The organism is Microbacterium sp. 2FI (genome assembly GCF_005502885.1).
Taxonomy (GTDB): domain Bacteria; phylum Actinomycetota; class Actinomycetes; order Actinomycetales; family Microbacteriaceae; genus Microbacterium.
On sequence record NZ_SCMR01000015.1, the window covers coordinates 42,540 to 57,837 of the forward strand.

Consider the following 15,298-nt stretch of genomic DNA (forward strand, 5'->3'; position numbering starts at 1 on the left):
GCGCTATCCGTGGAGATAGAAGGTGCGCTGTTCGGTGTAGAAACGGACAGAGTCTCGGCCTCCGAGGCGCCCCATGCCCGATGCGCCGAGTCCGCCGAACGGCACGTGCGGTTCATCCCCCACGGACGGGCCGTTGACATGGACAGCACCGGCGCGGACCCGTCGGGCAAGGCGGTAGGCACGATCGGCGTCATCCGAGATGACGGCTGCGATGAGTCCGAGCTCGCCCTCGTTCGCTTTGGCGAGGGCGTCGTCATCGTCGTCGTAGGGGACGACGTTGACGATCGGGGCGAATCCCTCCTCCGCGAAGAACCGGCACCGATCGTTGACATTGGTGAGCACCGTGGGACGCGCGGAGAGACCGTCGAGCGACCCGCCGGCGGCGACCACCGCGCCGTTGGCTCGCGCGTCTTCGATCAGGTCGCTGAAGTGAGCGGCCGCGCTGGAGTTGATGAGCGGCCCGAGCTGGACTGCGGGATCGCGCGGATCGCCCACGTTCATCGATTCGGCGATGGCGACGAGCCGGTCCACGGCTTCGGCATAGCGGCTGCGGTGCACGAGCAGCTTGTCGGTGCACATGCACACCTGACCGGTGTTCGCGAAGGCGGAGAAGGCCAGCAGGGGCGCCCAGCGCTCAAGGTCCACGTCTTCGCGGACGATCGTCACGTTCTTGCCGCCCAGTTCCATCACCGAAGGCGTCAATGCGGCACCGGCCTGTGAAGCGATGGATCGTCCGACGGGTGTGGACCCGATGAAGGCGATGCGGCGGACTTCGGGCGATGCGATCAGCTCGTTGATGAGGTGGCGTCCCTCCCCCGCGGCACTCGTCACCACGGGGATCACCTCGGCGGGCACGCCGGCGCGGACGAGCGCGTCAGCGAGCAGGTGACCCGCCGATATCGGCGCCTCTTCGCTCGGACGGATGACCACCGCGTTCCCCACCGCCAGCGAGATGGCGCTGGACCGCGCGGCGAGGATCACCGGCGCGTTCCACGGCACGATGGACAGGCTCACACCGGCCGGTTCCCGCAGGGATTGATTGACCGTATCGGGATCGAACGAGGGAAGGATCTCCCCGATCGCGCCGCTGGTCAGGGATGCCGCCTCTCGCAGGGTCGCTGCCGACTCGTGGATGTTCATCTCGGCCCACGGCCGAGTCGCGCCGACTTCGAGCGCCATCGTCGCGACGTGCTCTTCGAGCTCGGATTCGAGCAGGTCAGCCGCCGAGAGCAGGATCCGCCGCCGTTCCGTGTACGGGACGGCGGCCCACTCTCGCTGCGCGTGCGCCGCGTAGCGGAGGATGTCGGCCACGTCGTCAGGCTGGAGCGCCGGGAACTCGGCCAGCGTCTCGCCGGTGACGGGAGAGACGTCGGCGAACGTGCGACCTCCGGACCCGCGCAGCACGCGGGATGTGAAGACGGACTGTGTGCTCATCAGTCGGCTCCTACGATCAGGACGGGTTTGATGGTGTCACCGGATGCCGCGTCCGCCGCCGCCCGGTCGATGTCGGTGAACGCATAGCGGCGCTGCAGGCGCTCGATGGGGAACCGTCCGGCGCGATGGAGGGCGATCAGCTGGGGGATGAAGCGCTCGGGCTCGCTGTCGCCCAGCGTGACTCCGACGATGCGGCGACCGGGGAGGTGCGCGTTGACATCGAACCGCGCTCGCGATCCCGCGCGGGGGGCGCCGATGACGGCGCAGGTCCCACCGACCGCGAGGGAGCCGATCATGGTCTCGAGTACGCCGACGTTGCCCGTCGTCTCGATCGCATAGTCCACCCCACGTGCGTCGGTGAGCGAGGCGATAGCGTCGGCGGTGTCGACGGCCGACGCGTCGATGACATGCGTCGCGCCGAGCTCGCGGGCGAGGTCCAGGCGTGACGCGATCCGGTCGATGACGATGATCGTCTGCACCGAGACGGCGGCGGCCGCCATGACTGCGGCGAGTCCGACTGCTCCGGCGCCGCTGACGGCGAGAACCGAGTCCGGCCGGGGTGCGAGCACGTTGAGTACGGCGCCGGCGCCGGTCTGGAGCCCGCAGCCCAGGGGGGCGTAGAGCGCGAGTTCGTCGTCGGTCGTCGTCGGTGCGAGCGCGATGACGCTGCGCTCATCGACGATGGCGTGCCGCGCGAAGGACGACTGCCCGAAGAAGTGGGCATGGAGCACACCCTCCCCGTCCCAGGCCAGCGGAATGCTGCCGTCGGCGCGGGTACCGCCGAGCAGGTTCCACGGCAGATGGTGATCGCAGTACGCGGGGTGTCCCCCGCGGCACTGCCGGCACCGACCGCAGGACGTGAACGTCATCAGCACGGGGTCGCCCGGCTTGACCCGGGTCACCGCGGAGCCCACCGCGCGGATCCGGCCCGCGCCTTCGTGGCCGAGCACGCCGGGGAGCGGGAACGGGATGGAGCCGGATGCCGCGCTGAGATCGGTGTGGCACATGCCCACGGCCACGACATCGACCAGCACCTCGTCGTCGCGCAGCTCGTCGAGCACGACATCGGCCAGCTGGAATCCGGATCCGCTCGCTGTGGCGATCGCGGCAGTCGTCCTCATGTCTGCGGTCCTCGGTTGTCTTCAGGCATGGGTCATCGCCTTGAGTCGGGCCACCGGCATCCGATGGTTGATCGCCACTGCGACGATGCGATCGTCACGACGCCACTGGAGCAGCGCGCTCAGTTCATCGGGGTCGCCCGCCATGACTTCCGGCGCGCCTTCCAAGGGCAGCTCGCCCGCGATCTTGATGTCGAGGCCGAACTGCTCCGTCCAGAAGTAGTGGTCGGGTTCGTAGGGTGCGGTGTCGCTGTCGAGCATCGCCCGCGCCGCAGCCTGCCCCTGCACGATGGCGTTGGTCCAGTGGGGCGTGCGGCGGAACAGTCCCGGCAGCACTTCGCGTACCGCGACGTCGCCGGCAGCCACGATGCCCGGGGCGACCACGCATCGGTCGTCGACGACGAGTCCTCCGGCAAGCGGGAGCCCGGAGGACTCCAGCCACTCGACGTTCGGGAGATCGCCCGCGGCGGTGACGACGAGGTCGGCGAAGTGCTCCTCCCCCGGTCCGGTGATCACTCCGCGCACCGGGTCGCCGATCAGTTCGACGCCGTTCGGCGCGAGGATGAACCGCACGCCGTCTGCTGTCGCTCGGCCGACGATGAGGTCGGCCAGCCAGGGCCCCAGCAGCCGCAGGAGAGGAGGATCCCGGTCGATCACGGTGACGTCCAGGCCGTGGTGGCGGAGGGTGGACGCCACCTCCATGCCGAGGAACCCCGCCCCGACGACGATCGCTGTCCGCGCGCCGACGACTGCAGAGGCAATATTCTCAGCGTCTGATAGCGTGCGCACGACGTGCTCGCCGGTCTGGCCCACCTCTGCGAGTCGCCGAGGGCGCGCACCGGTCGCGACGATCAGGCCGTCGTAGGGCACGAGCTCCCCGTTGTCGAGCTCCACGGTCTTGCCCTCGGTGTGCAGGCGGACCGCACGCACTCCGGTCCGCACCCGGACGTCGTCCGGCAGGGCCGGGAGCACCGCCGACTCGGCGGGTTCGGTGCCGGCCAGGATGCCCTTCGACAGCGGCACCCGCGAGTAGGGCGGATCGTGCTCGTCGGAGAGCACCGTGATCTCCCCGGTCCAGCCGAGTGCACGCAACGAGCCGGCGGCGGTCACGCCGGCGATGGAGCCGCCGACGATCACGACATTGTTCATCGACGCACAGCGAGCGCGGCGACGGGGCAGACTCGCGCCCCGGCCTCGGCCGCCGCCTCCAGGTCCGGCGTGATCTCGTCAACGACGAGACGCACGTACCCTTCGTCGTCCAGCTCATAGATGCCCGGCGCGGTCTGGGCACACAGCCCATGTCCTTCGCACGCGGGCAGCTTGATGTCGATCTTCACGCATCTCTCCGGGGGGTCACTCGAAGGGGGACGGACTCGTAGCCGCGGACGATCGGGTTGCGTCCGCGCACGGGCTCACCGGCCAGCTCGATGGTGTCGATCTGCGCGGCGAATGCCTCAAGCAGCGTGACCGCTTCCATCCGGGCGAGGCCCTGGCCTGCGCAGGCGTGAACGCCATAGCCGAAAGCGACGTGGTCGAGCGGATTGCGCCCGATGTCGAAGGTGTCGGGATTCGGGTACTTCTCGGGGTCCCGGTTCGCGGCCGCCCAGTGCAGCAGTACCTTGGAGCCCTCGGGCACGGTCACTTCACCGAACTCGACGTCCTTCGTGGCGACGCGCCAGAAGCCGACGACCGGCGACTCCAGTCGCAGGATCTCCTCGAAAATCGGCGCCGCGAGCTTGGGGTCTGCCTTGAGGGCGTTCCAGACATCGGGACGATCCGCGAAGAGCCGCATCAGCGCGGCGATCGCGTTGACCGTGGTGTCCATGCCTGCCGTGAGGTAGGCGCTGACTGTCCGGATGGCACCGAGCTGAGTGAGACGGCCGTCGTCGACCGCGTCCATGATCGCTTCGCCCCAACCGCCGGGCGTCAGCTTCGAACGGTCCGCCATGGTGCCCATCCAGGCCTGGTAGTCCTGCAGCTGGGGCAGGTGCTCCATGACGTAGGGAACGAACGGCCCGAACCCCGAGAAGGTGGCGTCGGCGCCGGGGTGCATCTTCTCCCGGCCTTCCATCGGGAGTCCGACCAGGTCGCCGACGACATTGATCGGGAAGACGCGAGCGATGTCGACCACGCCGTCGAAGGTGCCTTTCGCGACGCACTCGGCGACAAGGGAGTTGGCATACTCGCTGATCTGCTGGCGGATCTGCGCGAGGCCGCGCGGTGCCAGCTTGTCCGACAGAACTTCGCGGAGGGCATCGTGCTCGGGCGGGTCTGTCGCGAGAACCGAGCCCACGAGCTGCTTGTTGAACTGTTCGGTGAGCCCGACACCCTTCGACGAGGTGAAGGACTCCCAGTCGCCGGCGGTTGCGCGGACATCTTCGTAGCGCGTCAGAACGTAGAAGTCGTACTTCGTCGAGTAGACCGCGGGAGCCTGCTCGCGCAGTGCGGTCAGCGTCGGAAACGGGTCGGCCACGACTTCGGGAGCGAACAGATCCGCATCGGTGCTGGGAGTCGCGGTGGTTGTGTCACTCATGATTGCCTCCTTTGGCAGGTCGGGTAGGGGTGGCCGAAGAACGACCGCCGGAGTGGGCCCGTTCATGATGGGTCCACCGTCGCGATCCCTTTCTCAAGGTCACCCTGTCCTGTTATTCAATACCCACGTCCTGAAAATGGCAACATGAGATTTCGATTCTCAGATTTAATGTCCTCCTATTCAGGACCGTGCGGGGAAAATGAGCCTGTGGTCTGGTTAGATGACTCGCATGGCTCAGACCAGCGGGTACCGCGAGCGCAACAGCACGGCAGACCGCGCCCTGAACGTGCTCCAGATGTTCACGGAGGAGCGGCCGGAGCTCTCGGCCATCGACGTCGCCGAGAGTCTCGGCGTGGCTCGCTCGACGGCGTATCGCTACCTTCAGACACTGGTGCAGTCGGGCTTTCTGGCGGAGTCCGGCCGCGGGAGCTTCCGTCTCGGTCTCTATGTGCTCGAACTCGCCAGGATCGCCCGCAAGGGATTCGGCCTCACCGAACTGTGCGTCCCGGTCATGCGCGAGCTCGCCGAGCAGTTCCACCAGACCGTTCTCCTCACCAAGCTCATGGGCAACGCAGTCGTGTGCCTCGAGCGCGAGGAGGCGCGCGAGCAGTACGTTCGCCTTTCCTATGAGCGCGGCTCGGTCCTCGACATCAACGCCGGCGCGTCGGCGCTTGTGCTCCTCTCGGCGATGGAGGACGACCAGGCACGCGGCCTCCTGGCTTCGACGCCCCTGAAGCAGTTCACCCCGAACACGCTCACCGACGCCGAGCGGATCGTCGCCCGGCTGGCGCAGATTCGCTCAGACGGGTTTGCGATCTCGTCGGGCGAAGTCGATCCGACCGCGATGGGCGTCGCAGCGCCCATCAGGCGAGAAAACGGCGAAGTGATCGCCGCGATCAGCGTGGTGCTCATCCGCTCGCTGGTTTCCGAGTCCCAGATCGACTCCATCGTCGAAGCACTGGTGACCGCGGCTGCAGCCCTGAGCACGCAGGCCGCCCTCCTCGAACTCTGATGACCTCGGCGAGCATCTGAAGTTCGCCTCGACACCGCGCACCGACCGGCCGCCCAGCGGACGCCCGCTGTTCCCACGCCCTTTCGGCGGCATCAAATGCGCCCGACACCGGGCGTGGAATCACCCGTCCTCCGCCGCTCCAGCGCGCGCGGGCACTTTCGTGACAGACGCTCTTGCACGAATGTTCTGATAGTCAGATATAGTGGCTCACAAGTTAGGACATCGCGAGGATGTGATCAGTGGAGTCGACCATACGAACCCAGGTGCTTGTCGTAGGCGCCGGACCTGTCGGGATGACCGCGACGATCCTCCTCGCCTCGCACGGCGTGCAGGTGACCGTCGTCGAGAAGAACGCCCGCACTGCGGACGACCCGAAGGCCATCAGCCTCGATGATGAGTCGCTGCGCGTCTATCAGCGCGCGGGCATCGCAGACGAGGTACTCCGGGTCATCGTCCCCGGGACGGGCACCACGTACTACGGCGCAGACGGTACGGAGATCTTCCACGGCGGAGCGACGATCCCCTTCCGCTTCGGCTTTCCCTTCAAGAACCCGTTCGCGCAGCCGGATCTCGAGCGTGTTCTCCGCGCGGCCCTAGAAGACCATCCCCTCGTCGACCTTCGATTCTCCACCGAACTGGTGGCCTTCGAAGAGTCGCCAGATGGCATCACGGCGTCCGTCACCGATCCGGACGGGCCGTTCACAGTCGACGCGGACTTCGTTCTCGGAGCGGACGGCGGTCGTTCGCGCGTGCGCACCCACCTCGGGATCTCGATGACAGGCCGCAGCCACGATGACGTGTGGCTGGTCATCGACACGACGGGGGACGACCATCACGAGCGGTATGGAATGCATCACGGCGACCCGCGGCGCCCGCACGTCATCGTGCCCGGGCTGACCGGGCGATGCCGGTACGAGTTCTACCTCTACCCCGACGAGGTCGGCAGGTGGGCGACTCCTCCGTTCGATCTGATGGAGCGGCTGCTCGCCCCGTATCGCGCGATTCGCGAGGACGAGGTCGAGCGTGCGGTGGCCTACCGTTTCCACGGATTGATCGCCGACGACTGGCGTCGCGGTCGCGCACTCCTCCTCGGAGACGCTGCGCACATGATGCCGCCGTTCGCGGGGCAGGGTCTGAACTCAGGCATCCGGGATGCCGCGAACCTCACCTGGAAGATCGCGTCCGTGTTGCGCGGAGATGCCTCGCCGGACCTGCTCGACACATACCAGCTCGAGCGACGCCCCCACGCCGCCGCAGTCGTCAGGAGCTCGGAACGGCTCGGCCGCGTGGTCATGACCACCAACGCACGATTGGCAGAATTCCGGGACCGAGTCGTTCGGGGTGCGATGGCCACAGAGGACGGCCGGGCCTACTTCGAGGCCATGAAGTACCGCCCGAGTACGCGCCTTCAGGAAGGAGCGGTGGTCGATCCCGAATCCCATCCGCTCGTCGGCTGGGCACTCGGCCAGCCGCGTGTCTTCGATTTCGCGGCGCACCGCGTCGTCCCACTGGATGAGCTGACGGGAACCGGTTGGGCCGTGATCGGCGTCGGCATCGGCGATGACAGCGGCCACGGGACGTGGCGGAGCGTGATCTCGGCCTTCGGCCACCTCAATCCGGCCTACGTCGACGTGCCCGTCGACGATCTCGTCCACGAGAGACCCTCGGAAGTGCGCGTTGCGATCGATGTCGATACCCGTCTGTACGCCGAAGTCGACTCGGTCCGGGGCTGCTTCATCGTGCAGCGCCCCGACCGGGTCATCGCCGGGGTCGCTGCCGCCGATCCGGACGTCGTGACACGGCTCTCGATCCAGCTGCGCGACATGGTGGCCGGGCACCAGTCGGTTTCCGCCGCGGTGTGACCGCGACCCGAACGAGAAATGGAAGGAACACCATGGAAAGACCACAACGCATCACTCTGATCGAGGGCGAGCGCGCCGGCGCGCTCCGTCAGACCGCCGTCTCGCACATCGGGTTCAGCGTGCCCGACATCGCCGTGGCGGAGAAGTTCTACACGCGGGTGCTCGGGATGCATCGCCACTCCGCCCTCGCCGACGGCGCTGTTCGCCTGGGATGGGGCGCCGGTCACCACGTCATCGATCTGACCGAGGGCCCGCAGGGTCTCGTGCACATCGGCTTCGAGGTTCGCGACGAGAACGGGATCGACGGCATCCGCGAGCGGCTCGACGAAGCCGGAATCGCTCACAGTCCGATGGACGTGGGCGACGTCGACGACGCCATCGGCGAGGCGGACGGCATCGTCGTCACCGATCCTGATGGGAACACCGTGCACTTTCACAGCGAGGTCCGCCGCCACGGCGAGAACACCGCTGACACCGGCCGTCGTCCCATCAAGTTCCAGCACACGACTCTCGGGACGGTGGACGTCGCCCGGATGGCGGCGTTCTACGTCGATGTCGTCGGCTTCCGGATCTCCGACCAGCTTGCTGACGGTCGGTTCGCGTGGTTGCGCAGCGACCGCGACCACCACACCCTCGCGATCGTGAACATCGGCAGCGCCGGCGACATCGACCACTATTCCTACGACCTCGCCGAGTGGGAGGACTTCAAGTCCTGGTGCGACCGCCTCACCGAACTGGACGTCCCGGTCACGTGGGGTCCGGGCAGGCACGGGCCCGGAAACAACCTGTTCGTCTTCTTCGACGACCCGGCGGGCAACCACATCGAGCTCTCCGCCGAGATGGAGAAGTTCTATGACGACCGGGTGCAGTACGTCCCGCGCCGGTGGACGCCCGCGCCGCAGACCGTGAACCTCTGGGGCGGGCAGACACCCTCCTGGCGCCGCACGAGTGAGGACCACATCTGATGGTGTGGGTCAGCTACCGGCACAACGGCCAGGACCACGTCGGCATCGTCGACGGCGAGCAGTTCGTGCCTCTCGACGGCTTCGCGCGGATCGATGCCGACACCGACGTCGACGCGCTGCTGTCGGCCGAACCTCGTGAGTCCGGCCGGGTCGACCGCGCCGAGGTCGAGCTGCTCCCCCCGTCGTGGGCGCCGAGCAAGGTGTTCTGCGTCGGGCTGAACTACAAGGCGCACATCGAGGAGACCGGGCGAGACCTCCCCACCTATCCGGTGTTGTTCCCCAAGTACGCATCGAGTCTGATCGCCGCGGACCGTCCGATACCGGTCCCCAGCGAATCGGCCCAGGTCGACTACGAGGCCGAGCTGGCCGTGATCATCGGCCGGCCCGGGCGTCGCATCGCCATCGACGACGCGGCCGACCATGTGCTCGGCTACTCGGTCGCGAACGATGTGACCATGCGCGACTACCAGTACAAGACGCATCAGTGGCTGCAGGGCAAGGCCTGGGACGGCGTCACGCCGATCGGACCCTACCTGGTCCGCCCCGACGAGGTCGATCTCGCCACCGCGGGCGTGCGGACGACGGTCGACGGCGTGACGGTGCAGGACTCCGACCTGTCGATGCTGATCTTCGACATCCCGACGCTCATCAGCGTGATCTCGGAGTTCACCGAGCTCAAGACCGGTGACATCATCCTGACCGGCACGCCGGGTGGCGTCGGCTTCCGCCGTGATCCGCAGCTGTTCCTCACCCCGGGCACCACGGTGACCGTCGAGGTCGACGGTGTCGGACGGATCGAGAGCCGTGTGACGGCCGAGTAGCCCGAGGCCAACGAAGAGGGGCGCGACAGTCTTGTCGTGCCCCTCTTCGTTGAGCGTCAGGCGCGCCGGCCGGCCTTGCGGAGAAGGTAGTCGTACCCCGCGTCGAGCTGCGACTTGGGCCAGACGTGCGCCGTCTTCGCGATGATCTCCTCCGAATCGGAGTACGACCGGATATCGCCGGCGGCACGTGCGGCGAGATGAAGCGCGCAGGCCCGGTCCAGCAGCACCGCAGTCATGGTGGCTGCTGCGTCGTCCGCTCCGACGGCGACGAGACCGTGGCGCGGCATGAGACACGCCCGCGCCTGACCGAGAGCCGCGGCGAGCGCTGCGCCCCTCGAGGAGTCGGCGATGAGGTCCCCGGACAGCGGAGACCGCGGGATCTGCGGATCGACGAACAGCACGCCCTCGTGGGAGATGGCCCGCAACGGCTCATCCAGTGCGCTGAACGCGTTGACCGCCGCGGGGTGGCTGTGGATGGACGTCGTCACGTCGGGCCTGACGCGCATGATCTCGAGGTGGATGAACGACTCGATGTGCGGCCGCCCCTCCCCCTCGACGAGCGTTCCGTCCCATCCGACCAGGTGGACGTCAGCGGCGGTCAGCTCATCGAAGGCGACTCCGGAGCGTTTGATCCACACGCCCCGTCCGTCGGGATCGCGGACGCCGGCGTGGCCCCAGACCATGTCCTGCTGGTCTGCGGCGAGGAGAGCACCGCAGACGTCGAGCACCCGCTCGACAGAGATCGCGCTCACGGAACCGCGGCAGAGAAGGCCTTCGCGCGGTAGCCGTCGATCCTCTCGGCATCCCACTGCTCGCTCTCGTCAGCCCCCTCCCACACGCAGTCCAGCTTGCCCGTCGTCACCGTCGTGATGTGCTTGCTCGTGCCGTGCACGATGCTCGCATACGCGACGCCGACAGGAATGTGGGTGAACGTGCCCGGCGTCATCTCGACGACGCCGTTGGCACTGATCAGCAGCCGGGTTCCTTCGACCTGGTACTGCACCTCGTCGACGTTCCGCCGACGCGTGTACACCGTGCCGTCACTGTCGGTGATACCGATGATCCCGATCGCATGGTGCTCACCACGCCAGATCCACTGCGTCTCCTCCGACGTCACTTCAGACGAGAGGACCTTGAGTCGCTCGGTCTCGGTGTAGCCCTGCTCGAGGATGAGCTGCTCGTCCGACAGCTGCACCGCTCGGTCGCAATGCCGGCCGCCGAGACAGTCCGTGTGCACCTCGTTCACGATGTCCGGCTTCCACCCTTCGAAAGGAGGAATCAGCACCTCGCTGGTGCGCACCACCTCACCCACGTCGTCGAGCGGCGTCGGGAAGTACCAGAGGATGTGACTGGCTCGTCGCCCATAGTTGTCATGGGCGACGCCGACCGGGATGCGCACGAAGTCCCCGTCGGTCAGTTCGACCGTCCCGTACTCCGTCATCAGGGTGCGGCCGCCCCGAATCTGGTACGACATCTCGTCGACGTCGAGGTTGCGGTGATACATCGGCTGCCGGAAGTTCATCTGCATCCACTCGATCCGCCCCGTCTCTCCTTCCCACAGGATGCGGGGGGGGATGAAGGCGCCGTCCTGGTACGCCTGATCGAAGCGCACGATCTTGAGTGGCGGGATCGGGTCCCATGACACCCCCGGCATCTTCGGGACCGCGCGGGAGAGCAGCTCGCCCTCATCGCGTTTGAAGACCCGCGCCGGCCGGTCGAACGGAAAGACCTCGAAGTGCTCGGTAACGATGCCCATGGAATCGCCTCTCTGTCGTGTTGTCAGGAGTCGACGCCGAGGGCGTCGGCCGAAGTAAGCTCTGGACGGACGACGGCCATCCACATCGGTTCCGCGCGCGAGCTGAAGTTATCGCGCGCCACTGCCGCCTCATCGAGCGCGAGGCGGTGCGTGATCAGGCGCGAGTACCGCTGGGGGTCCGCGCTGAGCAGTCGGATAGCGTCGTGCGCATCCTTCCGTGTGCCGTTGCGGGTGCCGATGAATGAGATGCAGTTGACGGAGAACGCCGCCGGCGGGATCACGAGGGGCTCCGGGTTCACGCCCATGTGGACGATTCGTCCGCCCACACGCACTCCCCCGAAGATGAACGATGTTCCCCGACCACCCGGCAGATAGTCGATGGCCGCGTGCGCACCCTGCGGCGCGATGGCCCGGATGCGCCCGGCGACCGTCTGCGGACCGTCGTCATCCTGGAGCGCGACGGTTCGGATGAGATCGGGGTCCAGCTGCTCGACCTCAGCGAGGCGGTCCGCGTCACGCCCGACGGCGATGATCCGATGCACGCCGAACTCATGTGCGAGAGCGATGGTCGCCACGCCCATGGCGCCGGTTGCGGCGGTGACGATCAGGGTCGCGCCCTTGTCGAGGTCGGCAAGCTTGTACGCCCGGATGGCGTTCGCGAAGTCGTGCACCTTCGCCCCGAGCTCGAAATCGAGATTGTCGGGCAGGAGATCGAGGTTCGCCACTGGCACGACGACGAGTTCCGCCAGACCACCGTTGTGGAACCGCTGGTACCGCCCCATCGCCTCAGGTCCGAAGACGGCGTGGCCGATCATCGCGTTCTGAGCGCACATCATCTCGCGGTCGGTCGTGCAGTAGTCGCACGCGCCGCACGACAGCAGCGGATGCACGCGCACGCGATGGCCCAGCAGGCCCTCCCGCTCGGGGTCGCCCACCGACTCCACCGTGCCCGAGATCTCGTGGCCGAGGATGGTCGGCAGAATGGGAACTGCGCCCATGCGCAGCAGATTGAACGCGCCCGGGGCGAGCCCGGCGGCTGCCACACGCACGACTGCCTCACCGCGCTGCGCGACGGGGTCGGGCACGTTCCCGACTTTCAGCGTTCCTTGCTGATCGATTACCTCTGATGCCAACATCAGCTCACCTCCGCGTGAGTACTTGCGCTTTCATAGGCCCGCTCCACCGCCGGATGCAACGGGATGGATGTCATTCCGGCGACCCGATAGTCGATCGGGTATCGCAGTGGGGAGTAGTCGACGGGAAGATGCCGGTAGCCGCGAGCGAGCGCTTCGCCGCCGTGGATGAAGGCATCCGCCAAGAGTGCGGCGGTCTCGTCGTCGAGATCGGCCGTGGTCGCACAGATCCAATCCGAATAGTCGAGGCCGACGACGGGATAGTCCTGGCTGGGGAAGTACCCCGGCGGAATCTCGATCACCCCGAGCCCCCACCGGTCCTCGATACGACGCGCCTCGTCAGGCGTCAGCGAGATGAACCGGACATCCTGCTCGCGGGCAAGGGCCTGCCAGTCAGGAGTCATGATGGCTTCGGAGACCATGAGGTCCGCCCGGCCCTCGCGAAGGTCGTCGATGACGTCGAACGGCTGCTCGTGCCGCGTCACGGTGCCGCCGCGACGCACGATCTCATCGAGATCGACTCCACCGGCGTCGAGCACGAGGTCGCCGCCGAAGCCCATGAAACCGTCGGGGTCGTTCACACCCACAGACACCCTGAGCGGACCGGGATGCGCCGCAACGTCGGCGAGCGTCCGCAGGCCGCTGTCCGCCCGCGCCACCGGGAGCATCGCGTCGCGATGCGGCAGCGCACCGACGGCGACGAGATTCTCGATCGCTCTGCCCTCGAAGGGCCCGCGCCCGTCCCGCGCCAGGCGGGCGAAGGCGGCCGGAGTCGCGAATGCGACATCGACCTGGCCGGCACCGAGCGCGCTCAGGTTGTCGCCCATTCCGCGGCCCGTGTGGATCTCACTCAAGCGGTGGTCGGCGGTGTGGTCCCACACCCACTGCGAGAGCCATCCCGAAGCCCGGAGCAGATTCGCCCCACCCCAATCCGCGCGGAATTTCAGCGGTTCACGGCTTTCGATGCCCATGCAGTCTCCTTCGACAGTCCTACTATACACGCCTAGCGTCCTGATAAACGGGACGATGCGCACCACCAGTGCAACGCGAGCGCGCGGATCAGCCCGACCCGTCACCGAGTGGTGCGTGGGCGGGGAGCCGCGGGTCAGCGGCGGCACTCAGCTCGGCGCGGGCCGATCGAGCGCGGGAATCAGCACACGTTCGATGAAGGCCGCCTGGTCGGCCGCAGACAGGCGCCCCCGCTCGATGACATACCTCACGAGCACCTTCCCCATGACGAGCTCGAAGAGCTCCTCTCCCGAGGAGTCGGCCGCCGCCTCCCCGGCAGCGATCGCGCGCGCCACGATGTGGCTGCAGTCCTGGCGCCGCGGCTCCAGCGCCGTGCCGTGGAACGCCTCCGCGAGCACTGGCTCGTTCTCTGCCGCGATCAAGACGCTCATGAAGACCGTCAGGCTCTCGTTCTCCGCGAACTGCACGAAGAGGGCCACGAGACTCGCCAGATCCTCTCGCAGGTCGGAACCCGCCGGCAGCAGCCGCGGCAGATCGCCCGAGCGGGCATTCAGTGCCGCCGCCACGAGCGTGGCCTTGTCCGGCCATCGGGAGTAGATGGTGGCCTTGCTGGTGCGCGCACGCGCCGCGACCGCATCGATCGTCAGCCGTTCGTAGCCGTTCTCCCCGAGGAGTTCGAGGACGACGCGAAGGATCGACAGTTCGCGTTCTCGTCCGCGCGGCTGCACCATGGCGCTCCCATTCTGTCGCGGCCCTCACTGCCCGCGAACTACGAGGGAGACCGACTGAAGTCACGATACCTATTTGCTACGCCTGATCGCGCGGCACGCTCACCGTCAGGCCGTCGAGATCCGACTGCAGCGTGATCTGGCAGGAGAGGCGGCTGCGGTCGTCGGGATCGATGGCGATCTCGAGCATTCCCGCTTCCATGTCATCCATGGGTCGTAGCCGGTCCAGCCACTCGCGATCCACATAGCAGTGACACGTCGAACAGGCGGCCATTCCCCCGCACTCGGCGATGATTCCCGGCACATTGAGAATCTGCGCGGCGCGCATCAGAGAGTTGCCGATCTCGACTTCTCCCCTGATGGTCGCGCCGTCCGATTCCGTGAACGTGACGGTGATCGACTCGCCGCTCACCGCGGCGCCGTCGAGTAGGGGGTCACCTCTGCGACGTGCTCGTGGTCAGGGGTGAACACGACGTCCTGGCGCCACATCATCCGCACGCGATTGTCGTTCCACATTGCCGAGATCGGGTCGATCCGGAAGAAGACCTGACGCAGTTCGACGCCCTCGCGGCGGAAGTTGTCGAACATGGTCGAATCCTTGAGCCAGTCGAACTGCTCACCGCACAGCGCGATGGCCCGCTCGATCTCGGCCTGGTCCTCCAAGAAGGTCACGACGCCGCTCACCTGGATTGCCCGTAGCTTCATCCGGTCGTAGAAGCCACCCGGGGGCTGGTACGCCAGCGTGTAGCTCACTCGGGGATCGCTCTTCATCGCCTCGTACTTGCGGGTGTAGACGAAGGTGTGGCAGTACACCGAGAGGCCGTCACCCGCGAAGTGCATGGTCGCGACATGCGGCGATCCGTCGGCGAGAGTGACGGCGAGCGCGCCCACCTCTTCGATGCGCAGCAGCTCTGCGATTTCCGCTTCGATCTCGTCCGTCGTCGGCGCCGTTGCAGCCATGGGTCTT

At 67.2% G+C, this 15,298-nt stretch carries 16 protein-coding genes; 4 read left to right on the plus strand and 12 right to left on the minus strand.

The features are described 5' to 3' along the window. Positions 1–3: 3 nt before the first annotated feature. The 5 genes from FFS15_RS12645 to FFS15_RS12665 are packed head-to-tail and all read right to left on the minus strand — an operon-like array spanning position 4 to position 5,085. Positions 4–1,434 carry an aldehyde dehydrogenase family protein gene (locus FFS15_RS12645; RefSeq protein WP_137845397.1) on the minus strand — a complete coding sequence of 477 codons (1,431 nt, stop codon included), beginning with the start codon at positions 1,432–1,434 and terminating at the stop codon, positions 4–6. Continuing rightward, positions 1,434–2,555, minus strand: a complete 1,122-nt coding sequence (locus tag FFS15_RS12650) for an NAD(P)-dependent alcohol dehydrogenase (RefSeq protein ID WP_137845398.1) — start codon at positions 2,553–2,555, stop codon at positions 1,434–1,436. The genes FFS15_RS12645 and FFS15_RS12650 overlap by 1 nt, the downstream gene beginning before the upstream one ends. A 21-nt stretch (positions 2,556–2,576) precedes the next feature. Further along, positions 2,577–3,701 (minus strand): FAD-dependent oxidoreductase, encoded by a 1,125-nt coding sequence (locus tag FFS15_RS12655; protein ID WP_137845399.1) that lies wholly within the window; start codon positions 3,699–3,701, stop codon positions 2,577–2,579. Further along, positions 3,698–3,889 (minus strand): ferredoxin, encoded by a 192-nt coding sequence (locus FFS15_RS12660; protein ID WP_137845400.1) that lies wholly within the window; start codon positions 3,887–3,889, stop codon positions 3,698–3,700. The genes FFS15_RS12655 and FFS15_RS12660 overlap by 4 nt, the downstream gene beginning before the upstream one ends. Further along, positions 3,886–5,085 carry a cytochrome P450 gene (locus tag FFS15_RS12665; RefSeq protein WP_171013185.1) on the minus strand — a complete coding sequence of 400 codons (1,200 nt, stop codon included), beginning with the start codon at positions 5,083–5,085 and terminating at the stop codon, positions 3,886–3,888. The genes FFS15_RS12660 and FFS15_RS12665 overlap by 4 nt, the downstream gene beginning before the upstream one ends. Before the next feature lie 229 nt (positions 5,086–5,314). Between FFS15_RS12665 and FFS15_RS12670 the strand changes: the two genes are divergently transcribed. The 4 genes from FFS15_RS12670 to FFS15_RS12685 all read left to right on the plus strand — a co-directional run bounded on the left by FFS15_RS12670 (position 5,315) and on the right by FFS15_RS12685 (position 9,745). Beyond that, the gene (locus FFS15_RS12670; protein ID WP_212743159.1) at positions 5,315–6,097 is read left to right on the plus strand and encodes an IclR family transcriptional regulator; all 783 of its coding nucleotides are present in this window, start codon (positions 5,315–5,317) and stop codon (positions 6,095–6,097) included. A 263-nt stretch (positions 6,098–6,360) separates the two neighbouring features. After that, entirely contained in the window at positions 6,361–7,959 is a 1,599-nt protein-coding gene (locus tag FFS15_RS12675) for an FAD-dependent monooxygenase (protein ID WP_283205754.1), read from the plus strand. A 32-nt stretch (positions 7,960–7,991) separates the two neighbouring features. Next, positions 7,992–8,924, plus strand: coding sequence for a VOC family protein (locus FFS15_RS12680; RefSeq protein ID WP_137845404.1), 933 nt, complete (start codon positions 7,992–7,994; stop codon positions 8,922–8,924). After that, positions 8,924–9,745: a fumarylacetoacetate hydrolase family protein gene (locus tag FFS15_RS12685; RefSeq protein ID WP_137845405.1), complete on the plus strand. Its 822-nt coding sequence runs from the start codon at positions 8,924–8,926 to the stop codon at positions 9,743–9,745. The genes FFS15_RS12680 and FFS15_RS12685 overlap by 1 nt, the downstream gene beginning before the upstream one ends. A gap of 56 nt (positions 9,746–9,801) precedes the next feature. Here FFS15_RS12685 and FFS15_RS12690 read toward each other — a convergent pair whose 3' ends face one another. The 7 genes from FFS15_RS12690 to FFS15_RS12720 form a co-directional block, all read right to left on the minus strand. Beyond that, positions 9,802–10,497 carry a class II aldolase/adducin family protein gene (locus FFS15_RS12690; RefSeq protein WP_212743160.1) on the minus strand — a complete coding sequence of 232 codons (696 nt, stop codon included), beginning with the start codon at positions 10,495–10,497 and terminating at the stop codon, positions 9,802–9,804. Next, positions 10,494–11,501, minus strand: coding sequence for a hypothetical protein (locus FFS15_RS12695; RefSeq protein WP_137845406.1), 1,008 nt, complete (start codon positions 11,499–11,501; stop codon positions 10,494–10,496). The genes FFS15_RS12690 and FFS15_RS12695 overlap by 4 nt, the downstream gene beginning before the upstream one ends. Before the next feature lie 23 nt (positions 11,502–11,524). Continuing rightward, entirely contained in the window at positions 11,525–12,586 is a 1,062-nt protein-coding gene (locus FFS15_RS12700) for an alcohol dehydrogenase catalytic domain-containing protein (protein ID WP_171013186.1), read from the minus strand. 50 nt (positions 12,587–12,636) lie between these two features. Next, a complete protein-coding gene (locus tag FFS15_RS12705) occupies positions 12,637–13,605 on the minus strand; it encodes a TAXI family TRAP transporter solute-binding subunit (RefSeq protein ID WP_137845408.1) in 969 nt (322 codons plus the stop codon). A 147-nt stretch (positions 13,606–13,752) separates the two neighbouring features. Next, on the minus strand, positions 13,753–14,334 hold the full coding sequence (locus tag FFS15_RS12710) for a TetR/AcrR family transcriptional regulator (protein WP_137845409.1): 582 nt from the start codon (positions 14,332–14,334) through the stop codon (positions 13,753–13,755). Between the two features lie 76 nt (positions 14,335–14,410). After that, the gene (locus FFS15_RS12715) at positions 14,411–14,743 is read right to left on the minus strand and encodes a 2Fe-2S iron-sulfur cluster-binding protein (RefSeq protein ID WP_249354036.1); all 333 of its coding nucleotides are present in this window, start codon (positions 14,741–14,743) and stop codon (positions 14,411–14,413) included. Continuing rightward, positions 14,740–15,291, minus strand: a complete 552-nt coding sequence (locus FFS15_RS12720; protein WP_137845410.1) for a pyridoxamine 5'-phosphate oxidase family protein — start codon at positions 15,289–15,291, stop codon at positions 14,740–14,742. Before FFS15_RS12720 ends, FFS15_RS12715 begins: the two co-directional genes overlap by 4 nt. Between the last annotated feature and the right edge of the window lie 7 nt (positions 15,292–15,298).